This window comes from Acidovorax sp., assembly GCF_034519795.1.
Lineage (GTDB): Bacteria > Pseudomonadota > Gammaproteobacteria > Burkholderiales > Burkholderiaceae_C > Acidovorax.
The window spans coordinates 275,306-296,669 of the sequence record NZ_JAXHOB010000007.1; the positions used below are offsets into that span (position 1 = coordinate 275,306).

Annotated in this window: 19 protein-coding genes and 1 riboswitch; of the genes, 8 read left to right on the forward strand and 11 right to left on the reverse strand. The window is 68.6% G+C overall.

The genetic code is table 11. The features are described 5' to 3' along the window. Position 1: 1 nt before the first annotated feature. The 3 genes from U5N23_RS07445 to U5N23_RS07455 form a co-directional block, all read right to left on the reverse strand. Positions 2–694: a phosphatase PAP2 family protein gene (locus U5N23_RS07445; protein ID WP_322592165.1), complete on the reverse strand. Its 693-nt coding sequence runs from the start codon at positions 692–694 to the stop codon at positions 2–4. A 102-nt stretch (positions 695–796) separates the two neighbouring features. Further along, positions 797–1,564, reverse strand: coding sequence for a VacJ family lipoprotein (locus U5N23_RS07450; RefSeq protein ID WP_322592166.1), 768 nt, complete (start codon positions 1,562–1,564; stop codon positions 797–799). Between the two features lie 147 nt (positions 1,565–1,711). Beyond that, complete coding sequence (locus tag U5N23_RS07455) at positions 1,712–2,407, reverse strand: fumarylacetoacetate hydrolase family protein (RefSeq protein ID WP_322592167.1); 696 nt, start codon at positions 2,405–2,407, stop codon at positions 1,712–1,714. A gap of 135 nt (positions 2,408–2,542) precedes the next feature. Between U5N23_RS07455 and U5N23_RS07460 the strand changes: the two genes are divergently transcribed. Both U5N23_RS07460 and pgeF read left to right on the forward strand, forming a co-directional pair. Then, complete coding sequence (locus tag U5N23_RS07460; protein ID WP_322592168.1) at positions 2,543–2,998, forward strand: MarR family transcriptional regulator; 456 nt, start codon at positions 2,543–2,545, stop codon at positions 2,996–2,998. 9 nt (positions 2,999–3,007) lie between these two features. Further along, positions 3,008–3,811, forward strand: coding sequence for a peptidoglycan editing factor PgeF (gene pgeF / locus U5N23_RS07465; RefSeq protein ID WP_322592169.1), 804 nt, complete (start codon positions 3,008–3,010; stop codon positions 3,809–3,811). Here pgeF and U5N23_RS07470 read toward each other — a convergent pair. Continuing rightward, positions 3,731–4,057, reverse strand: coding sequence for a hypothetical protein (locus tag U5N23_RS07470; protein ID WP_322592170.1), 327 nt, complete (start codon positions 4,055–4,057; stop codon positions 3,731–3,733). The genes pgeF and U5N23_RS07470 overlap by 81 nt on opposite strands. Before the next feature lie 123 nt (positions 4,058–4,180). Here U5N23_RS07470 and U5N23_RS07475 point away from each other — a divergent pair, with 123 nt between their 5' ends. Together U5N23_RS07475 and U5N23_RS07480 are read left to right on the forward strand one after the other, a co-directional pair. Continuing rightward, a complete protein-coding gene (locus U5N23_RS07475; protein WP_322592171.1) occupies positions 4,181–5,884 on the forward strand; it encodes a class I poly(R)-hydroxyalkanoic acid synthase in 1,704 nt (567 codons plus the stop codon). Positions 5,885–5,943: 59 nt separating this feature from the next. Beyond that, the gene (locus U5N23_RS07480; RefSeq protein WP_322592172.1) at positions 5,944–7,122 is read left to right on the forward strand and encodes an acetyl-CoA C-acetyltransferase; all 1,179 of its coding nucleotides are present in this window, start codon (positions 5,944–5,946) and stop codon (positions 7,120–7,122) included. A gap of 59 nt (positions 7,123–7,181) precedes the next feature. Here the strand turns inward: U5N23_RS07480 and U5N23_RS07485 are convergent, their stop codons facing one another. Then, a complete protein-coding gene (locus tag U5N23_RS07485; RefSeq protein ID WP_322592173.1) occupies positions 7,182–7,535 on the reverse strand; it encodes a DOPA 4,5-dioxygenase family protein in 354 nt (117 codons plus the stop codon). A gap of 394 nt (positions 7,536–7,929) precedes the next feature. Between U5N23_RS07485 and U5N23_RS07490 the strand changes: the two genes are divergently transcribed. Further along, positions 7,930–8,352 (forward strand): hypothetical protein, encoded by a 423-nt coding sequence (locus U5N23_RS07490; RefSeq protein WP_322592174.1) that lies wholly within the window; start codon positions 7,930–7,932, stop codon positions 8,350–8,352. Here the strand turns inward: U5N23_RS07490 and U5N23_RS07495 are convergent. From U5N23_RS07495 to U5N23_RS07505, 3 genes are all read right to left on the reverse strand, one after another. Further along, positions 8,287–9,750, reverse strand: a complete 1,464-nt coding sequence (locus U5N23_RS07495) for a PepSY domain-containing protein (RefSeq protein ID WP_322592175.1) — start codon at positions 9,748–9,750, stop codon at positions 8,287–8,289. The genes U5N23_RS07490 and U5N23_RS07495 overlap by 66 nt on opposite strands. Before the next feature lie 9 nt (positions 9,751–9,759). Then, entirely contained in the window at positions 9,760–11,916 is a 2,157-nt protein-coding gene (locus tag U5N23_RS07500) for a TonB-dependent receptor (protein WP_322592176.1), read from the reverse strand. A gap of 70 nt (positions 11,917–11,986) precedes the next feature. Continuing rightward, positions 11,987–12,214, reverse strand: a riboswitch (cobalamin riboswitch). A gap of 23 nt (positions 12,215–12,237) precedes the next feature. Next, positions 12,238–13,581 (reverse strand): lytic murein transglycosylase, encoded by a 1,344-nt coding sequence (locus U5N23_RS07505; protein WP_322592177.1) that lies wholly within the window; start codon positions 13,579–13,581, stop codon positions 12,238–12,240. 66 nt (positions 13,582–13,647) lie between these two features. Here U5N23_RS07505 and sbcB point away from each other — a divergent pair, with 66 nt between their 5' ends. The 3 genes from sbcB (at position 13,648) to U5N23_RS07520 (ending at position 18,427) form a co-directional block, all read left to right on the forward strand. Continuing rightward, positions 13,648–15,087 (forward strand): exodeoxyribonuclease I, encoded by a 1,440-nt coding sequence (gene sbcB / locus U5N23_RS07510; RefSeq protein WP_322592178.1) that lies wholly within the window; start codon positions 13,648–13,650, stop codon positions 15,085–15,087. Between the two features lie 43 nt (positions 15,088–15,130). Beyond that, positions 15,131–16,384: a cystathionine gamma-synthase family protein gene (locus tag U5N23_RS07515; RefSeq protein WP_322592179.1), complete on the forward strand. Its 1,254-nt coding sequence runs from the start codon at positions 15,131–15,133 to the stop codon at positions 16,382–16,384. A 108-nt stretch (positions 16,385–16,492) separates the two neighbouring features. Next, complete coding sequence (locus U5N23_RS07520) at positions 16,493–18,427, forward strand: sigma-54-dependent Fis family transcriptional regulator (RefSeq protein WP_322592180.1); 1,935 nt, start codon at positions 16,493–16,495, stop codon at positions 18,425–18,427. 12 nt (positions 18,428–18,439) lie between these two features. On the opposite strand, the gene U5N23_RS07525 is transcribed toward U5N23_RS07520, so the two are convergent. The 3 genes from U5N23_RS07525 to adh all read right to left on the reverse strand — a co-directional run bounded on the left by U5N23_RS07525 (position 18,440) and on the right by adh (position 21,245). After that, positions 18,440–19,237 (reverse strand): isocitrate lyase/phosphoenolpyruvate mutase family protein, encoded by a 798-nt coding sequence (locus U5N23_RS07525; RefSeq protein WP_322592181.1) that lies wholly within the window; start codon positions 19,235–19,237, stop codon positions 18,440–18,442. A gap of 68 nt (positions 19,238–19,305) precedes the next feature. After that, on the reverse strand, positions 19,306–19,713 hold the full coding sequence (locus U5N23_RS07530; protein WP_322592182.1) for a DUF779 domain-containing protein: 408 nt from the start codon (positions 19,711–19,713) through the stop codon (positions 19,306–19,308). An 11-nt stretch (positions 19,714–19,724) separates the two neighbouring features. Then, complete coding sequence (adh, locus tag U5N23_RS07535; RefSeq protein WP_322592183.1) at positions 19,725–21,245, reverse strand: aldehyde dehydrogenase; 1,521 nt, start codon at positions 21,243–21,245, stop codon at positions 19,725–19,727. Between the last annotated feature and the right edge of the window lie 119 nt (positions 21,246–21,364).

Below are 21,364 nucleotides of genomic sequence, written 5' to 3' on the forward strand. Positions count from 1 at the left end.
GTCATGCGCGGCTGGGGCGGCGGTGCCACGGGCGGTGCAGCGGCCAGGCCGCCTGGGGGGCCAGGACACGGGTGGCCCAGAACTGCGCACAGCCGCAGGCGATCAACGCCGAGAACAGCACGTCCGAGGGGTAGTGCTCCAGCGTGAGCACCCGGCAGGCTGCGGCGGCCAGAGCGAGCGCCAGCGCAGGCCAGCGCCAGGCGGGCTGGACCTTTGCCAGCACGGCTGCGGCGGCAAACGCCGTGAACGCATGGCTGGAGGGAAATGAGGTGAAGGGGTGGCCTGCGAAGGGCAGGCCGAAGCCATTGAACCCGTGGTCGATCAGCATCTGCGGGCGCGCACGTGCCGCCAGGTGCTTGAGCAGCCAGGTGAGGGTAGCGCCGCTCAGCAGTGTGAGCAGCAGCAGCACGGCGCTGCGAACCCTGCGTTCAGCGCTGGCCGACGGCACCGGCCTGCGGGCCAGGGACAGGTGCCCATGCAGGTAGAGCCCCAGGCCCGCAGCAACCGCCAGCTCGGCGCTGGCCAACTGGCTCAGGGCATCGAAGGCCTGGTCCAGCGCGGGCGTGCTGTGGGCGTGGACCAGGCGCACCAGGGGTGCGTCGATCCGTATGGCCAGCAGGAAAGCCATCGCCGCACCGGCGGTCGGGAGGCTGCGGATGGGCGCCATGGTGGATGGGAGCAGATGGGTGGGCATGCGGCGGCCGGGCCCGGTGCGGCAACGCTCCGGGTTCCGAGGAAGGGGTTGGGGTTGGGTTACCGGTGCGCCGCCAATCGGCGACCGGCGATCCATGCCGCGTCAGTGCGTTGGGCGTTCGCCTTCTGCCGGGCCTTCGGTAGGGATCGCGCCTTGTGTCTCGGCCTGCGTGCCGGGCGGTGGGGCAGCGCGGTTGCGCCGCTTGAGGTGGGCGTCACGCACCATCGCGTACTTGTCCAGCGCGGCCTGGTCGAGCAGGCGGGTCATCTCCAGCAGATCGGCGCGCTTGCTCACCATCTTCAGGGCGGTCAGGCTGTTGCGCACGGCGACGTCGCTGGCCTGCAGGCTGCCCAGGCTGTCGACGGGCAGCGAGAGCGCGTCGCGCGCATTGGAGGGGCCGAGGATCGGCAGCACCACATACGGCCCCGTGCCCAGGCCCCAGGTGTCCAGGGTGAAGCCGAAGTCTTCGGAGCGCGGCGGCATGCCCCAGCCGGTGGCCACGTCCACCACCCCCAGCACCCCGACGGTGGTATTGATGCCGAAGCGCGCGATGGTGGACGCGCCCTCGCGCGCCCGGCCCTGCATCAGCAGGTTGGCCGACGACCACGGGGTCTGCAGGTTGGAAAAGAAGTTCGATACCCCCGTCTGCACCACGGGCGGCACCACCTTCTGGTAGGCCGTGGCGGTGGGCTGGAAGACGGCCCGGTCCAGACCATCGTTGAGGGAAAAGACCGCGCGGTTGACGGGTTCGATCGGGTCCTGGCTGTGCGCCGTGCTCGCGCACCCCGTCGAGAGGGCTGCGGTGGTCAGCGCAAGCAGGGCGAGCAACGTGCGGCTCGACGGCAGGGGGCGGGACAACAGGTGCGGCATCGCGTGCTCCAGGAGGCGTGGATCGGAAGTTCCGTGGCGGGCCCATCGGCTGCCACGGGACGCGATCCTAATTTCGCCTCTCTTACTGGACACTTAGCGGCGCGCGATCTTTCGTTCGGCCAGCCATTGCGGCTTTCCGGCGGGTGCTCACACCACCTTGAGCTTCAGTCCGGTGAGGCCGTCCACACCGCCTTCGAGCGTGTCGCCGCGCACCACGGCGCCCACGCCTGCGGGCGTGCCCGTGTAGATCAGGTCGCCGGGCTGCAGCTCCCAGGCGGCCGACAGATGCTCGATGGTCTCGGCGATGTTCCAGATCAGCTGGGCCACCGTGCTGCGCTGCTTGTCGGTGCCATTGACCTGCAGCCAGATGCCGGCCTGGGCCACGTCGCCGGCCTGGGCCGCGGGTGTGATCGGGCCGATGGGGGCGCTGGCGTCGAAGCCCTTGCCGATGCACCAGGGGCGGCCCTGCTTCTTCATGTCGTTCTGCAGGTCGCGGCGCGTCATGTCCAGGCCCGTGGCGTAGCCGTAGATGTGCGAGAAGGCGTCGGCGGCCTGGATGTCCTTGCCGCCCTTGCCGATGGCCACCACCAGTTCGATCTCGTGGTGCAGGTTGGCGGTGAGGCTGGGGTAGGGCAACTCGCCGGTCTGGCCGGCATCGACGACGACGATGGCGTCGGCCGGCTTCATGAAGAAGAAGGGCGGCTCGCGGCCGGTGAAGCCCATTTCCTTGGCATGCTCTTCGTAGTTGCGGCCCACGCAGTAGATGCGGTGCACGGGAAAGCGCTCGCTGCTGCCCACCACGGGCACGCTGGCCACCGGCGCGGGGGAAAACACATAACTCATGTCTGCCTTTCAAGGATGTTGGGGAGTCTGCGCCTGCATGTGCGCCCATGGGCGATGGCTGTGCAAGGCGAGCCTGTTGCCAGTGTGCCACGCCCGCGCCGCCGTTGCCGGGGGTGGGGCGCTACACTCGCGCCCATGGCAAAGAGCTTCGATTTCCACAACACGCCGGGCCACCTGGTGCGCCGCGCGCACCAGCGGACCGTGGCGCTTTTCATGGAAGAGACGGCCGGGTTCGACGTGACCCCGGTGCAGTTTGCCATTCTGCACGAGCTGCTGGCCCAGCCGGGCGAGGACCAGGTGACCCTGGCTTCGCGCGTGGCCTTCGATGCCGCCACCTCGGGCTCGGTCATCGGCCGGCTCGAAAAACGCGGCTGGGTGCGCCGCGAGGCCGATACCCGCGACCGACGCCGCAAGCTGCTGTGGATCACCCCCGAGGGCGAGACCGCTGCGCTGCAGATGCGCGACGCCGCGCAGCGCGTGCAGGAGCGCCTGATGGGCCCCCTCAATGCCGAGGAGCGCGCCGTCCTGATGACCCTGCTGACCAAGGTGGTCTACCAGCACCAGGACCCTGCAGGCACCTCCGGCGCCTGATTGCTCCCCATGGATGCTTCCCTGCCGGCCGACTGGCTGGTACCCGATTGGCCTGCGCCGCCCGGCGTGCATGCCTTGTGCACCACACGCGCTGGCGGCGTGAGCGCCGCCCCGTATAACCACCTGAACCTGGGCGCCCATGTCGGGGACGATGTGGCCGCTGTGCAGGCTAATCGCCAGGTGCTGGAGTCGGTGTTGCAGGCCCGCACCGCCGGCGCACGTGCCGTCTTCCTGAACCAGGTGCATGGCACCGATGTCGCCGTGATCGACCGCACCGCGCCCGATGCCACGGCGGCCGATGCCTGCCTGGCCACAGCGCCCGGTGCCGTGTGCACCATCATGGTGGCCGACTGCCTGCCCGTGCTGTTCACCGACCGCGCGGGCAGCGTGGTGGCCGCTGCCCATGCCGGTTGGCGCGGTCTGGCGGGGGAGCAAGGGCAGGGCGTGCTCGAATCCACGGTGCAGCGACTGGCGGGCGAGGGCGCGCCTGCGAACGAGGTCATTGCCTGGCTCGGGCCCTGCATCGGGCCCACGGCCTTTGAGGTGGGCGCCGAGGTGCGCGCGGCGTTCTGCGGCCATGACCCGTGCGCCGAGGCCTGTTTCGTGCCCCAGCCCGGGGGCAAGTTCCTCGCCGATCTGGCAGGCCTGGCGCGGCTGCGCCTGGCGGCCCTGGGGCTCACTGCGGTCTACGGCAACGATGGCACGGCACCCTGGTGCACCGTAGGCAATGCCTCACGGTTCTTTTCGCACCGGCGCGACACCGCTGTTCTCGGCGGCAGCGGGCGCTTCGCCGCCTGCATCTGGCGCGGCTGATTCAGTCTGCGCGGCCCGCAATGCCGCCTGCTCGGCATCCCAGGCAGCCTGCTCTGCCTGCTCGCGCTGCTTGATGGCCCGTTTGCGCGAGGGCGTGCCCATGATGTAGACCACGATGCCCATGGGCAGCAGCCCGTACAGCACGAAGGTGACGATGGCACCGAGCACCGTGCCAGTGGTGTTGGTGGCTTCGGCCACGGCCATCATGAGGGTGACGTAGAGCCAGGCGATGACGATCAGGTACATTGTCTTTGCGCGATCTGAGTTGTTGACAGCTCTTCACAGGATTGCGGGTTGCCAGCCCTTGCGGGGTGGGCAACAATCAGGTCACCGAGATGCCGGAACACCATGACAGGGATAGGAGACGGGATGAGTTCAGAATCAATCTGGGACCAAAGCGCCCAGCAGTTCCAGCAGATTTTCGGTCAAGGTTGGGCACAGGCCGTCCAATCCTTCCAGAAAATGGACCTGGGCACGCCAGGTGCAGCCACCCCCGCGCCTGTGCAATTGTCGCCTGCCAAGCTGCAGGCCCTGCAGCAGCAATACCTCGAAGAGGCCAAGGCCTTGTGGGCCCAGGGCCTGCAGGGCACGCCCGAAGTCAAGGACAAGCGCTTTGCCGGCGAAGGCTGGGCCGCCAACCCCGTGGCTGCCTTTTCTGCCGCCGCCTACCTGCTCAACGCCCGCACCCTGATGGGTCTGGCCGACGCGGTCGAGGCCGACGAAAAGACCCGCGCGCGCATCCGCTTCGGCGTGGAGCAGTGGATGGCGGCCATGGCGCCCAGCAACTTCCTGGCCTTCAACGCCGAGGCGCAGAAGAAGGCCATCGAAACCAAGGGCGAAAGCATTGCCAAGGGCATGCAGAACCTGCTGCACGACCTGAAGCAGGGCCATGTCTCGATGACCGACGAGAGTCTGTTCGAGGTGGGCCGCAACGTGGCCACCACCGAAGGCGCCGTGGTGTTCGAGAACGAGCTGTTCCAGCTGCTCGAGTACAAGCCGCTGACCGCCAAGGTCTACGAGCGCCCCTTCCTGCTGGTGCCGCCGTGCATCAACAAGTTCTACATCCTCGACCTGCAGCCCGAGAACTCGCTGATCCGCTACGCGGTGAGCGAGGGCCACCGCACCTTCGTGGTGAGCTGGCGCAACCCCGACGACGCCCTGGCCAGGAAGACCTGGGACAACTACGTCGAAGACGGTGCCATGGCGGCCATCGACGTGGTGCAGAACATCACCGGCGCCGAGCAGATCAACGCCCTGGGCTTCTGCGTGGGCGGCACCATCCTCAGCAATGCGCTGGCCGTGCTGGCCGCGCGCGGCGACGAGCCCGTGGCCAGCGCCACCTTCCTGACCACGCTGATCGACTTCAGCGACACCGGCATCCTCGATGTCTTCATCGACGAGGCCTTCGTCAAGTACCGCGAGATGGAGATGGGCAGCGGCGGCATGATGAAGGGCCAGGACCTGGCCTCGACCTTCAGCTTTCTGCGCCCCAACGACCTGGTGTGGAACTACGTGGTGGGCAACTACCTCAAGGGCGAAACGCCGCCGCCGTTCGACCTGCTCTACTGGAACAGCGACAGCACCAACCTGCCCGGGCCGTTCTACGCCTGGTACCTGCGCAACTTCTACCTCGAGAACAACCTCGTCAAGCCGGGCAAGCTCACCGTCTGCGGCGAGAAGATGGACCTGGGCCAGCTCACGCTGCCCACCTACATCTACGGCTCGCGTGAGGACCATATCGTGCCCGCCACGGCGGCCTATGCCTCGACCCAGGTACTGCCCGGCAAGAAACGCTTCGTGATGGGGGCCTCGGGCCACATCGCCGGCGTGATCAACCCGCCCGCCAAGGGCAAGCGCAGCCACTGGATCCGCGCCGACGGCAAATTCCCCGGCACGCTCGACGAATGGCTGGGCGGCGCCACCGAACACCCTGGCAGCTGGTGGACCGACTGGTCCGGCTGGCTCAAGGGCCATGCGGGCAAGCAGATCGCTGCGCCCAAGGCCTATGGCAAGGGCACGAAGTTCAAGGCCATCGAGCCTGCCCCCGGCCGTTACGTTCGGCAAAAGGCCTGAGCGGCTGACCTGAGACAATCCAACCCAAGACATCCACCTCCAGAAAAGAAGGACATTCCATGGAAGACATCGTCATCGTTTCGGCCACCCGCACTGCGGTGGGCAAGTTTGGCGGCGCACTGGCAAAGGTGCCGGCGACCGAGCTGGGCTCCATCGTCATCCGCGAAGCCCTCACGCGCGCAGGGCTTGCTGCCGGCCAGGTGGGTGAAGTCATCATGGGCCAGGTGCTGGCGGCCGGCGTGGGCCAGAACCCCGCGCGCCAGGCCTCCATGAAGGCCGGCGTGGCACAGGAGACGCCTGCGCTGACTATCAACGCCGTTTGCGGCTCCGGCCTCAAGGCCGTGATGCTGGCCGCCCAGGCCGTGGCCTGGGGCGACAGCGAGATCGTGGTGGCCGGCGGCCAGGAAAGCATGAGCCTGGCACCCCATGTGCTGCCCGGTTCGCGCGATGGCCAGCGCATGGGCGACTGGAAGCTCGTGGACACCATGATCGTCGACGGCCTGTGGGACGTGTACAACCAGTACCACATGGGCATCACGGCCGAGAACGTGGCCAAGCAGTACGGCATCACGCGCGAGCAGCAGGACGCCCTGGCCCTGAACAGCCAGCTGAAAGCCGCCGCCGCGCAGGACGCCGGCAAGTTCGCCTATGAGATCGTGGATGTGGCGCTGGCGCAGAAGAAGGGCGATCCGATCTTCTTCAACACCGACGAGTACCTCAACCGTAAGACCAATGCCGAGGCCCTGGCCGGCCTGCGCCCCGCCTTCGACAAGGCCGGCAGCGTGACGGCAGGCAATGCCTCGGGCCTGAACGACGGCGCCGCCGCCGTGGTGGTCATGAGCGCCAAGAAGGCCGCCGCCCTGGGCCTCAAGCCCCTGGCACGCATCGCCTCGTTCGGCACCACCGGCCTGGACCCCGCCACTATGGGCATGGGCCCCGTGTCGGCCACGCGCAAGGCCCTGCAGCGCGCCGGCTGGAACGCCGCCGACGTGGACCTGTTCGAGCTCAACGAAGCTTTCGCTGCCCAGGCCTGCGCCGTGAACAAGGAGCTGGAGATCGACCCCGCCAAGGTCAACGTCAACGGTGGCGCCATCGCCATCGGCCACCCCATCGGTGCATCGGGCTGCCGCATCCTGGTGACCCTGCTGCACGAAATGCAGCGCCGCGACGCCAAGAAGGGCGTGGCTGCGCTGTGCATCGGCGGCGGCATGGGCGTGTCCCTGGCGCTGGAACGCTGAGCACCGGGCCCATTGCGACGAAGCCCACCATCCGGTGGGCTTTTTTCATGGCCCTGCGCTCAGCCCGTGAAGCCCGCCAGGTTCAGCGTGTGCGAGTGCCCGAGCCAGAGGGCGCAGTCGCGGTGGTCGCGCAGGCCGTCACCGGTGTTGGGGTGGGCGAACACGTCCAGCGTGCCATGATTGAGCGCCAGCCAGGCGAGCACGTGCGAAAAATCGGCGTTGCCGAAGGCGAGCTGGTAGCTCCACATCGGGTGCGGGCCCACGGGCCGCTCGTGGAAGCGGCCCACCTCCACACGCCCAGCCAATTCGCGGGCGATGGTTTCGCGCAGCGCCCAGGCGGTGTCGCGGCTCTCTGCGTCGAAATAGACATGGGCGTGCCAGTCGCGGATGAGGGCGGGGTCGAGCAAGGGCATGGGTAGCAGCGCAGGGCAAAGGCGGCATGTTACGGCCTGGCGGGCTACCTCGCAGGGCGGGCCAGCGCAAGCCCCACTACCGGTCTGACCGTTCTGACCGGGCTGGCCGGCGGGAGTGTCTGGTTTGCGCATCACCCCAGCGCGGCATGCGACCCCTGAGGCCTGCTGGGCCTTGGCGCGGCGTGAAGTGCGCGCTGCATTGGGCGATTCGGCCGCTCCCGCGCGGCCCCTGCTTTCGCCGAGGCACCGATACCATGGCACTGACCCGATTCACCGCATCGTTGCTGCTGCTGGGATCCACCCTGGCATGGGCCGCGCAGGCGAGCCCGACCGAATGCACTTCGGGTGTCCGGTTCACCGCCGCACAGGCCGAGATCGATGCGCGCTCAAGACCGTGGGCGACGGGCCCCTGCGCAACCGGGCACGCCTCGAATCCCAGCTCAAGGCCAGCGGGGCCACGCGCGGCTGGTCGCAGGAGCAGCAGGCCGAGATGCTGCGCAAGGCCTACAGCTCCGAGGGCTACTGGGAGCTTGAGAAGTCCAAGCAGCCGCATGTGTCCACACTCATGCAGGCCGTGACGGCAAGCTCCGGCCCAGATCCTCGGGTCTCCAAATGCACCGCCGCCAGGCAGGTGAAGGCCAGCGCCTGGGACGTGGCCGACATCCACGGCCGCCAGTACGCCTATGTGGCCCGCGAAGTGGGGCTCATACAGGCCACACAGGCCAAGGCGCGCAGAACACCCGGCGGGCGGTCATTTCGCCAGCCGGCGCCAGCCGATCACCACGCCAGTAACCGACACGGCCAAGCCCACCAGTGACAGCACCCAGATCGCCAGGTACCACGCCGGCGTCTTGAGGAACAGCGGAAAATCGAGGCTGTGCAGCCCGTTGAAGAGCCAGCGGCGCAACCGGCTGTCCGAAGTGCTGGTGGACAGCAACTGCCCCGTGGCAGCGTCCACATGCAGCCAGGTGGCAGCCTCGTCGTGCAGCACGATGCGCCACACCGGCAGCACGGGCGGCACATGGCGCGCATACCAGTAGCGGTCGGGCTCGGTGAGCAGCACCGGGGCATCCGCGGCGATACCGGGGTGGTTCGCCGCAGAGGCCCTCGCCAGGTCCTCGGACAGGACCGCCACGGCCAGGCCGGTGGCTGCATCCACGCTGCGGCGTGCGCCGGTGGCGTCCGACACCACCCACACCGGGCGGCCGGCATACCAGGCGGCCTCTACCGCCTTGGCGGGCGATGGGCTGCTGGCCAGCGTGCGCAGGCTTGGCAGCCCGTGCGTGAACTCCGACCCGGCCTGTCCGAACTTCGCCGCCGCGTTGCCCGGCGTACTGTGCGACAGCCAGCGGTTGGGACCCATCGAGAACCAGCCGCTGAAAACCCAGGTCAGGATGGCGATGCCGCCGATGAGGCCCAGCACGTGGTGCCAGGCCAGAAAGCCGCGGTAGGGCGTGGGCGAGTCGCCGCGGTAGCGGCGGCGCAGGCGCACGCGAAGCACGCCCACGATGAGCCCGGTGCCGGCCGACACCATGGCCAGGCCCGAGGTCCAGAGCACCAGTTGCCGCCAGAAGCCTGCATGCCGGCGGATGGGCGCATAGGTGTAGTAGTGCAGCAGCGTACCGAACAATGTCCAGCGGCGCTCGAAGGCGCTGGTGTCGCGCACCACTTCGCCGGTTTTCTGCGACACGTAGAGCTCGGTGCCGGCGTCGTCATCGATGGCGACGCGGTGCAGCGGCCGCGCCTTGTCGAAGCTGTTGGCGTTGGGCAGGGTCCACTGGTCGTCCATGCCGGTTTCCAGATAACGCGCAGTCGCCGCATGGGCGAATCCGCGTGCGATGGCCTCGGCGCGCTCGGGCGTGATTGCGCCCTGCCGCGTGGCCGATGCAGACACCACATGGTGGTTGCCCTTGGCGTCGATGGCGCGCCAGACCGGCACATCCAGGCTCTGCTCCAGCACCAGCTTGCGGGGAGCGTTCACCCCGATCTTGGCCAGGGCCTCAGCCGGTGCCACCTGCACCTGCGCCAATTCCAGGGGCGAGAGACCATCAATCCGCTCCTGCGGCGTGAGCGCCGGAAAGCGCACATGCAGCATCACCAGCCCCGACACAAACCACAGCACGAACAGGATGCAGCCGGCAATGCCCAGCCAGCGGTGGGTGAAGTACAGCGCCCGCCGCAGCCGGCGCCACAGGGCGTGCAGCGCGGGGCTCACGCTGCGCAATCAGAAGCGCACATGGGCCGACAGCTCTGCCGAGCGCGGGCGGCCCAGGATCCACTGGTTGTTGCCGCTGTACAGCGTCTGCGCGTAGATGCGGTCCGTGAGGTTGTAGACATGCAGCGCCAGCACCGTGCCCGGGCGCACGGCCCAGCGCAGGCTGGCGTCGGCCACGGTGAACGAGGCCGCGCTGCTGCTGTTGGCGTTGTCCACCTTGCGTGCGCCCACGTAGCGCAGGCCCAGGCCGGCTTCCCAGGCGGGCTGGAAGGCCCAGGTCACCCAGGCATTGGCCGTGCGCTCGGGCACGCCCGGCGGGGTGTTGCCGTTGCGCGAGACCACGCGGCCGCTGACGACCTCGTTGAAGTCGTCGAACTTCGCATCCAGCACCGCGGCATTGAGGTCCAGCCGCACGGTGGACACCGGCGCATAGCTCACCGATGCCTCGATGCCGCGCGAGGACTGGGCCCCCACCTGCTGGAAGAGGTTGGGATCCACCGCGTCGCGGATCAGGAGCTTCTTCTTTTCGATCCAGTAGGCGGCCAGCGTGAACTCGCCCTTGCGCTCGTCGAACAGCTGTTTCCAGCCCACCTCCGCCTGCTTGCCGGTGGCCAGGTCGAACTGGCTCTGCTGCGCCGAGGTGTTGACCACGCCGCCCAGCGGGTCGGCCGCCGTCGAATACTGCGCGTAGACGGACGTGACCGGCGTGACGGCATAGACCGCGCCAATGCGGCCCGACAGGTGGTTGAAGCCCTTGTTCACATCGGGGTCGATGCGTTTGGAGTCCTGCTTGCCGTAGGAGATCGAATCCCAGCGCAGGCCCGTGACCAGCGAGAGCTGCTGCGTGAGCTGCAACTGGTCTTCCACGAACAGCGAGCGCGTGTCGGTCTGCGCCTTGAACAGCTCGCCCACGGTCACGCCCGTGGTCGGGAAGTTACCGGGCACGAACTGGTAGGGGTCGAGCGACTGCGCGGCCGCGCCGTCGCCCCGCGTCTTGGCGTACTCCAGCCGGTTCACGTCGAAGCCCACGGTCAGCGTGTTGGGCAGGCCGGCAATGGGCTGCTTGAGCGTGGCGTCGAAGCGGTTGCCCACCTGGTCCAGCGTGTAGTCGATGCCGATGAAGCCCGAGCGCGTGATGCGCCGCGTGGCGGGCACGTAGGCATAGCCCTCGGCATTGTTCCAGTGGCGGTCCGAAGCGATGCGGTACAGCGAGTTGCGCAGGGTGAGTGCAGACGATGGCCTCCACTCCGTGTCCAGGCGCGTCCACTGGTCGCGGAATTTCAGGTACGCATCGGCCACGTTGAAGTTGGCCTTGCGCAATGCCGGGTCGATGCGGCCGTTGACGAGGGGGATGCCGAAGTAGGGCGCCGGCTCCTGGTGGCCGTAGTCGTGCGACAGCGTCAAGCGCAGGTCGGGCGTGACATCGAAGCGCAGGGCGCCGGCGGCCACCAGCGACCTGGAGCCGCCGCGCTCCACATGGCCGTCCGAGCGGTTGTGCGACAGGTCCACGCGGTACGACCACTGCTCGTTGATGGCGCCGCCGCTGCCGAAAGCCGTGCGCACCGTGTCCTGCGAGCCGTAGGCCAGGTGCACTTCGTTGGAGATAGGGCCGCGCGTGGGCTTCTTGGGCACGGTGTTGATGGCGCCGCCGATGGCACCTTCGCCAAACATGATGGACGCGGGGCCGCGCAGCACCTCCACGCGTTCGGCCTGCCAGGGGTCGAAGGGGAAGGTGACGGTGCCGCCCGAGACGTACTGGCGCGTGCCGTCGTACAGGCGCATGACCGAGGTATTGCCGGCAAAGCCGCGCGCCACCAGGGCACCACCGGCGGCCGAGGCCGTCTGCGTGATGCCGGTGGCGCGCGAGGCGGCGTCGGCAATCGACTGGTCACCGCGCTGGCGGATGGTCTCGCCCTCGAGCACCTCGATCGAGGCCGGGGTCTCCAGCGCCGTGAGGCCCAGGCGGCTGCCGGTGCTGGTGGGCGTGGTCAGCGCCTGGGGTGTGTCGATGAAGGCGCCGGACTGCACGGTGACCGGTGCCAGGGTGGCCGTCTGGGCCTGTGCGCCCGTGGCGGCTGCCAACGTGAGAACGGCGCCATACAGGCACGAGACATGGAAGCGCGCGGGCGCATGCCCGGCCGAGGGGCGGCAAAAGTGGGGATTCATGGGGCAACGGATACAGGGGCGTCCTCCCCGGCATCCCCGCCGGGTCTGGACTGAACGGTTTGCAGGCAGGCCTGCAAGCCACTTCGTTGGCCGGTATCCGGGCTGGGTGGAAAAAGCGTCCCTTGCCTTCCCAGGCGCCGTTGGCGCCCAGTGGCTTGATGAAGGATGCCGAGCCGTAAGGCTCTTCCACCGACCGTTGCGGGGGCAGCGCAGGTCAGGCTTGTTGCCAAGCCCTCCTGCTTCCCGTTGAACTGCACTCCAGAAAAGGACTGCGAGCACCAACAGGGCGCGATTGTATGTGTTTGTTAAACATCGCTGCGGTCAGGGCGCGGCAAGCCGCTGCAGCAACTCGGTGGTCGGGTAGCCATCGGCCACCGCACCCAGGCTCTGCTGGTACTGGCGCAGCCCGGCGCGCGTGGCCGGGCCCATCACGCCGTCGGGCGTGCCGGCGTTGAAGCCGCGCTGGTTGAGCAGGGTCTGCATCTGCTGCATCTGGCTGCGCGACAGCGGCGCGAGCTCGCGCGGCCAGGCGGCGGCCACGCCGCTGCCGCCGTCGATCTGGCGTGCCAGCAGACCCACGCCGAGCGCATAGCTCACCGAGTTGTTGTAACGCAATATGGTGCGGAAGTTCTGCCCCACCAGGAAGGCCGGGCCGCGCGCGCCGGCCGGCGTGGCGATGGAGGCCGCGTCCAGCGCGGGCAGCGGTTGCCCATCCACGGTCTGTACGCCCTCGGCCGCCCACTGCGTGGACGCCTGGCGCACGGTCTGCTCGGCGCGCGCGTAGTCGAAGCCCGGCGGCAGCCGCACCTCCACGCCCCAGGGCTGGCCGGCCTGCCATCCCATGCGCGCGAGGAAGTTGGCGGTGGAGGCCGCCACGTCCGGGATGCTGCCCCAGATATCGCGGTGGCCGTCGCCATCGGCATCGACCGCATAGGCCAGAAAGACCGAGGGCAGGAACTGTGTGTTGCCCATGGCGCCGGCCCAGGAGCCCACCATGCGCTCGTCGCTGATGTCGCCCTGGTCCAGGATGCGCAGGGCCGCCAGCAGCTCGCTGCGCGCCCAGGCGGCGCGGCGGCCCTCGAAAGCGAGCGTGGCCAGCGCATCGACGGCACGGAACGTGCCGAAGTTGCTGCCGTAGTTGCTCTCCATGCCCCAGATGGCGGTGATGATGGAAGAGGGCACGCCATAGCGCGTGGCCGCGGCGTCGATGGCCGCCTGGTGCTCGGCCCGCTTGGCCTGCCCCTGGGCGATGCGCTGGGCCGACACGGCGCTGTCCAGGTAGGCCCAGGGCGTGCGGTTGAATTCGGGCTGGGCGCGGTCGAGCTCGATCACGCGCGGCTGCAGCGTGGCATGGGCCAGCACCTGCTGCACGGTGGCCGGCCGAATGCCCGCGGCCAGGGCCTCGCGCGAGAAGCCGGCGATCCAGGCGGCAAAGCCGGCCTGCTCGGCGTCCTGGGGTGCAGGGCTGGTGACCGGGGCGGGGGCTGCAACGGGTGGTGCCGTGGGGCGCGGTGCCGGCGCCGCGACTGGCGCGGTGGGCGCGGTGGGCGCGGGTGGTGTGGCGCAGCCTGACAGGGCGCAGGCCAGGGCCAAGGCAGTCAGGGCGGAGTGGGGTGCAACATGCAGGAAGCGGCGGGCAAAATGGGGGGCAAGCGAAATGGGCATGCCCCATTGTCCCGTGCCCGGCATACTTGCGGGTTCCGGTGTTTCTGACCGTAGCAATTTCATTCCATGCATACCTTCCTCTGGCACGACTACGAAACCTTCGGCGCCAACACGCGGCGCGACCGGCCCGCGCAGTTCGCCGCCATCCGCACCGATGCCGACCTCAACGAGATCGGCGAGCCGCTGAACATCTTCTGCCAGCCGGCCAACGACTACCTGCCCGACCCGGTGTCGTGCCTCATCACCGGCATCACGCCCCAGCAGTGCCTGGAGCAGGGCATGCCCGAGCACGCCTTCGCCGCCCGCATCGAGGCCGAACTGGCCCGCCCCGGCACCATCGGCGTGGGCTACAACACCATCCGCTTCGACGACGAGATCACGCGCTTCATGTTCTGGCGCAACCTGATCGACCCCTATGCGCGCGAGTGGCAGAACCAGTGCGGCCGCTGGGACCTGCTGGACGTGGTGCGCATGACCTACGCCCTGCGCCCCGACGGCATCACCTGGCCCAAGAAGGAAGACGGCGCGCCGAGCTTCAAGCTCGAGCACCTGTCCAAGGCCAACGGCCTGCTGCACGAGGCCGCGCACGATGCCCTGTCGGACGTGCGCGCCACCATCGCCCTGGCGCGGCTCATCCGCCAGCACAACACCAAGCTGTTCGACTTCGCGCTCAGCCTGCACAAGAAGGACCGCGTGGCGGCCGAGCTGCGCCTGCCGGCCACGGCCATCACGGCCAAGCCGTTTTTGCATGTGTCGGGCATGTTCCCGGTGGAGCGCGGCTGCCTGGCCGTGATGTGGCCGCTGGCCAGCCACCCGACCAACAAGAACGAGCTGATCGCCTGGGACCTGGCACACGACCCCAAGCCGCTGGCCAGCATGGGCGTGGAGGAGATCCGCCTGCGCATGTTCTCGCGCGCGGCCGACCTGCCCGAGGGCGTTACGCGCCTGCCCATCAAGACCATCCACCTGAACAAGTCGCCCATGGTGGTGGGCAACGTGAACACCCTCACGGCCGAGCGCGCCCGGCACTGGAACATGGACCTGGCCCAGGCCGCCCAGCACGCCGAGATCGCGCGCGTGCTGCCCGACATGAGCGGCATCTGGCCCCAGGTGTTCGCCCGGCCCGAAGAGCCCACGCCCGACGTGGACCAGGACCTGTATGGCGGCTTCGTGGGCAATGGCGACCGGCGCCAGCTCAACGACATGCGCGCCATGAGCGGCGAGAAGCTGGCGCGCACGCGCCCCTCGTTCGACGACCCGCGTTTGAAGGAACTGCTGTGGCGCTACCGTGCGCGCAACTTCCCCGCCACGCTGTCGCCCGAGGAGCAGGAGCGCTGGGAGGCGCACCGCGCGGCCTGCCTGTTCGACGGTGCCGGCGGCGCCCGCACGGTGGAGCAGCTGTTCACCGAGATCGACAAGCTGTCGGAGACTGCCGACGACGACCGCACCCAGGACATCCTGGGCGCCTTGTACGATTACGCCGAACACATCGCGCCTGAGCGCTGAGAACCTTCCTTTTTTCAGGCCTGCCGAGCAGGCCCGCATTCCCATGAGCAGCAGCAGCAACGACAAGCCCACCCGCCAGTTCACCACCGAGATCGTGCATGCCGACCGCCTGGCCGGCGCCGAGTACGGTGCGGTGCACCAACCCATCCACACCTCGGTGCAATACGGCTACGAGAAGGTGGAGGACCTGATAGGCGTGTTCCAGGGCACGATCAAGGGCGGCTTCAACTACGCCCGCCAGGGCACGCCCACCACGGCGGCGCTCGAAGCCAAGGTCACGCAGATGGAGCGCGGGCAGGGCTCCATCGTGTTCTCGACCGGCATGGCGGCCGTGTGCGCGGTGTTCCTCACCTTGCTCAAGGCGGGCGACCACCTGCTGGCCAGCAAGTTCGTCTTCGGCAACACCAACAGCGTGTTCGGCACCCTGGCCGACCTGGGCATCGAAGTGACCACCGTGGACGTGACCGACGCCGCCCAGGTGGCAGCGGCCGTGCGCCCCAACACGCGCATGGTGTTCGTGGAGACCATCGCCAACCCCGGCACGCAGATCCCCGACCTCGAAGCCATCGGCACCTTGTGCAAGGAGCGCGGCCTGCTCTACGTGGTGGACAACACCGTCGCCTCGCCCTACCTGTTTCGCCCCGTCACCGTGGGCGCAGGCCTGGTGATCAACTCGCTGACCAAGAGCATCGGCGGCCTGGGTGATGCCCTGGGCGGCGCGGTCACCGACACCGGGTTGTTCGACTGGAGCAGCTACCCCAACATCTTTGCCCCCTACCGCAAGGGCGACGCCAAGGGCTGGGGCCTGCAGCAGATCCGCAAGAAGGGCCTGCGCGACATGGGCGGCATGCTCTCGTCCCAGGCCGCGCACCAACTGGCGCTGGGCGCCGAGACCCTGGCCCTGCGCATGGACCGCACCAGCGCCACCGCCCTGGCCCTGGCCCAGTGGTTGGAGCAGCACCCCGCCATCGCCCGCGTGCATTACCCGATGCTCGAATCGCACCCGCAGCATGCGATCGCGCGCAAGCACTTCAAGGCTGGCTCTTGGCTGCTGGCCTTCGAGCTGCGCGATGCCGACCAATGCCTGTCTTTTTGCAACCGCTTGCAACTGCCGATCAAGGCCACGGGCCTGGCCGACACGCGCACGCTGATCATCCCCGTGGCGCACACCATCTTCTGGGAGGCGGGCCCTGCCGTGCGCGCCAACATGGGCATTGGCGACGGCATGGTCCGCCTGTCCGTGGGGTTGGAGGAGATCGAAGACCTGCTGGCGGACTTCGAACAGGCATTGGCCTGAAAACCCTGGTGCCGGCTGGCGCGTGCAAGCTGGCGCCAAGGTAGGCGTGCTAAGGTTCTCCGAATTGCCGGGCGGTGCCAACTGCCACGGCCGCAAGGAGACAAACCTATGCATCTGGAGCATGCTGCCGCGTCTGCAGGAGTGCTCGCCAGCCCCTTGCTGGCGATTCCACCGCAGGACCTGATACCGCACGCCCATGCCCGCTCGGCCGCCTACGGGCTGCGCGAGCAGGACGTGATGGACGTTATGCCCCTGGCTGGAGCGGACCTGCAATGCGCGCTGCAGCGCAATAAGGTGCTGACCGACCATGCGCTGCCGGTGATGGAGACGCTCTACCACCAGATCGCCGGCACCCACAGCATGGTGCTGCTCACCGACCCCGAAGGCGTGATCCTGCACGCGCTGGGCGACGACGATTTCGTGGCCCGGGCCGACCGCGTGGCCCTGCGCCCCGGCGGCGTGTGGACCGAGGAGCGCAAGGGCACCAATGCCATTGGCACCGCGCTGGCGCTGGGGCAGGGGGTGCAGGTGCATGCCGGCCAGCACTACCTGCGGGCCAACCAGTTCCTCACCTGCTCGTGCGTGCCCATCCTGGACCCGCAGGGCAGGGCGCTGGGCGCACTCGACGTGAGCGGCGACCACCGCAGCCAGAGCAAGCACACCATGGCGCTGGTGCGCATGTCCGCCCAGATGGTGGAAAACCACCTCTGGAACCAGGTGCACGCGGACGCGGTGCGCCTGCACTTCCATGCGCGGCCCGAGTTTCTGGGCACGCTGATGGAGGGGCTCGCAGCCTTCAGCACCGACGGGCGCTTTCTCTCGGCCAACCGCAGCGGGCAGTTCCAGTTGGGCCTGTCGCACAGCGCGCTGCAGGCCCATACCTTTGCCTCGCTGTTCGGGATGGACATGGCGGGCGTGCTCGACCATGGCCGCAGGGCACCTGGCGCGCTACTCACACTGCGCCTGCCCGGCGGCGTGGCGGTGATGGCCCGGCCCGAGGTCCGGCCGCAGGCCGAGCGCCTGTGGTCCGGCGGTGCAACCGAGCCGGCCAGGGCTCCCATCCAGGTGCGGCCTGCCCGTTCGACAGGGCTCTCGGGCCTGCGCTACCTCAACACCGGCGACCCCGCGCTGGCCCTGGCCATTGACCGGGTCACCAAGCTGCTGGGCCGCGACATCGCCACCTTGATCCTGGGCGAGACCGGCACCGGCAAGGAGCTGCTGGCGCGCGCCATCCACCACGACGGGCCGCGCCGACAGGCGCCGTTCGTGGCAGTCAACTGCGCGTCCATCCCCGAATCGCTGATCGAGTCGGAGCTGTTCGGCTACGAGGAAGGCGCCTTCACCGGCGCACGGCGCAAGGGCAGCCCCGGCAAGATCGTGCAGGCCCATGGCGGCACGCTGTTCCTCGACGAGATCGGCGATATGCCGCTGGCGCTGCAGGCCCGCCTGCTGCGCGTGCTGCAGGAGCGCAGCGTGGCGCCCCTGGGCGGCACGCGCCAGGTCGAGGTGGACATCCAGGTGGTCTGCGCCACCCACCGCAACCTGCGCGCCATGATGTCCGAGGGCAGTTTTCGCCAGGACCTGTACTACCGCTTGAACGGCCTGGTGGTACGCCTGCCCGCACTGCGCGAGCGCAGCGACCTGGCCGTCATCGTGCAGCGCATTGTGCAATCGGGCACCGAGTCCGCCGCGCCGCCGCTGCCGGTGTGCCCCGAGGTCATGGACCTGTTCGCACGCTGCGCCTGGCCCGGCAACCTGCGCCAGCTGACCAATGTGCTGCGCACGGCGGCGCTGATGGCCGAGGGCGATACCGCCATCCGGCGCGAGCACCTGCCCGAGGATTTTCTGGAGGAATGCGAGGAGGCTGTTTCACCAGCGGTGTCGGCCGCGCCCGCACCCGCCGCACAGCCTCTGCAGGCCATCACCGCCGCCGCGATCATGCAGGCCCTGGCCGCGCAGGGCGGCAATGTGTCGGCCGTGGCGCGTGCGCTGGGCGTGTCGCGCAATACCGTGTACCGCTACCTGCGCGCGCAGGCCGCGTGATCACCGCCAAGCTCAGCTGAACAGGCCCTGCATCTGCCCATAGGGGATCTGCCCCTGCAGCTTGTCGGACTCACCGCCTTGCAGGAAATCCGTCGCCAGCTTCGCCGCATGGCCCCACAGTACCTGCGGGATGCCGGAGCCCGCGCTGAGCCGCTTCACCCCCAGGGCCTGCAGCTGCGTGGCGTTGGCCAGGCCGCCCCAGGCCATCAGGTTCAGCGGCAGGTCGACTCCGGCCACGACGGCCTGGATCTGCGCGGCATCGGCCAGCCCGGGGACGAACAGGCCATCCACGCCCGCGCTGCGGTACAGGTTGCCGCGCGCGATCGCTTCGCCGACCTGGCTGCCTTCATCGACCAGACGCGCGAGGACAACGTCCGTGCGCGCGTTGACGAACAGGTCCAGCCCGTCCTTGGCCAGCCGCTCCCGGATCGCCTCGGCCTTGCGGGCGAGCAGCGCCGCAGGTTTGCGCCCGTCTTCCAGGTTGATGCCGGCAACGCCCACTTCGGCCAGCCGCGCTGCCAGGTCTGCCACCTGTGCCGGGTCGTCCGAATAGCCGTCTTCCATGTCCACGGACAAGGGCACCTGCAGCACCCGCACCAGGTTCTTAGCGAACGCCAGCACCACCTCGACGGGCATGGCGTAGCCGTCAGGGTACCCTTGCGACCATGCCACGCCCGCACTGGTCGTGGCGATGGCCGTGGCCCCCAGGCTCTCGAAGAGCCTGGCGCTGGCGGCATCCCAGGCGTTGGGCAGGCGCAGCAGGGTGGCGCTGGCGTGCAGGCCGCGGAACGTGGTGGCATGTGCGGTCACGGGGGTCTCCTTCGGTAAGGTCTTTGCGCGAGCATACCGCCGGAAGGCCTCGAAGGCATGGCCAGGGTTCAGGCCACCGGGTTTGGCTTCAGCAGCGCCGTCCCTTCATCGCTGAACAGCCGCGAGCGGATCAGAAAGCGCAGGCCCGTGGGCCGCTCCAGCGAGAACATGCCGCCCCCGCCGGGCACCACGTCGATGGTCAGCTGCGTGTGTTCCCACACCGCGAACTGCGGCCGGCTCATGTAGAAGGGTTCGCCACCCACATGCCCGAGCAGCACGTCGGAATCACCCACCAGGAACTCGCCGCGCGCAAAGCACATGGGCGCGCTGCCATCGCAGCAACCGCCCGACTGGTGGAACATCAGCGGGCCGTGCTGTTCGCGCAGCCGCGCGATCAGTTCCAGGGCCGCGGGCGTGGTCGTGACACGGACCGGTGGGTCCGTGCCATGGCCTTGCCGGGGTGCCTCGTGGGCCATGCTGCGCGTGCTCAGAAGAAGCCCAGCGGCGCCTGCGTGTAGCTCACCAGCAGGTTCTTGGTCTGCTGGTAGTGGTCCAGCATCATCTTGTGGTTCTCGCGGCCGATGCCCGACTGCTTGTAGCCGCCGAAGGCCGCGTGCGCCGGGTACTGGTGGTAGCAGTTGGTCCACACGCGCCCGGCCTGGATGCCACGGCCCATGCGAAAGGCGCGGTTGCCGTCGCGGCTCCACACCCCTGCGCCCAGGCCGTACAGCGTGTCGTTGGCGATCTCCAGCGCCTCTTCCTCGGTCTTGAAGGTGGTGACCGACAGCACGGGGCCAAAGATCTCTTCCTGGAAGATACGCATCTTGTTGTGGCCCTTGAACACCGTGGGCTTGATGTAGTAGCCGCCGGCCAGGTCACCTGCGAGGTGGTTGCGCTCGCCGCCGATCAGGCACTGCGCGCCCTCCTGCTTGCCCAGGTCGAGGTAGGAGAGGATCTTTTCGAGCTGCTCCTGCGAGGCCTGCGCACCGATCATGGTGCCCTTGTCCAGCGGGTGGCCCTGCTTGATGGCGGCCACGCGCTTGAGCGCCCGTTCCATGAAGCGCTCGTAGATCGACTCCTGGACCAGCGCGCGGCTCGGGCAGGTGCAGACCTCGCCCTGGTTCAGCGCGAACATGGCAAAACCTTCGAGCGCCTTGTCGAAGAAGCCGTCGTCGGCGTCCATCACGTCCTCGAAGAACACATTGGGGCTCTTGCCGCCCAGCTCCAGCGTCACCGGGATGATGTTCTGGCTGGCGTACTGCATGATCAGCCGGCCGGTCGTCGTCTCGCCCGTGAAGGCGATCTTGGCGATGCGCGGGCTGCTGGCCAGCGGCTTGCCGGCCTCCAGGCCAAAGCCATTGACCACGTTGAGCACACCGGGCGGCAGCAGGTCGCCAACGATCTCCAGCAGCACCAGGATGGAGGCAGGGGTCTGCTCGGCGGGCTTCAAGACCACGCAGTTGCCGGCGGCCAGGGCCGGGGCCAGCTTCCACACCGCCATCAGGATCGGGAAGTTCCAGGGAATGATCTGCCCGACGACGCCCAGCGGCTCGTGGAAGTGGTAGGCCATGGTGTCGTGGTCGATCTCGCTGATGCCGCCTTCCTGCGCACGGATGCAGCCCGCAAAGTAGCGGAAGTGGTCGATGGCCAGGGGGATGTCGGCCGCCATGGTCTCGCGCAGCGGCTTGCCGTTGTCGATGGTCTCGGCCACGGCGATGGTCAGCAGGTTGGCCTCCATGCGGTCGGCGATTTTCAGCAGGATGTTGGCCCGGTCCGTGGTCGAGGTCTTGCCCCAGGCGGTCTTGGCCTTGTGCGCGGCGTCGAGCGCGGCGTTGATGTCCTTGTCGTTGGAGCGCGGGATGGCGGTGAACACCTGGCCGTTGATGGGCGAGCTGTTCTCGAAATACTGCCCGTCGATGGGGGCCACCCACTGGCCGCCGATGTAGTTGCCGTATTGCTTCTTGTAGGGATTGGCGATGCCGAGGCTCGCGATTTCTGCCATGTTCATGTGTTTGTCTCCTGCGGTGGTTGGGTTGTGCCGGGCCCGGGTGCGGGCCTGCACCGGCTGATGGGCGCAATGCCCGTGCCAGCCGGGGGGCAGATGTGGCACCCACGCGCAAACCCAGC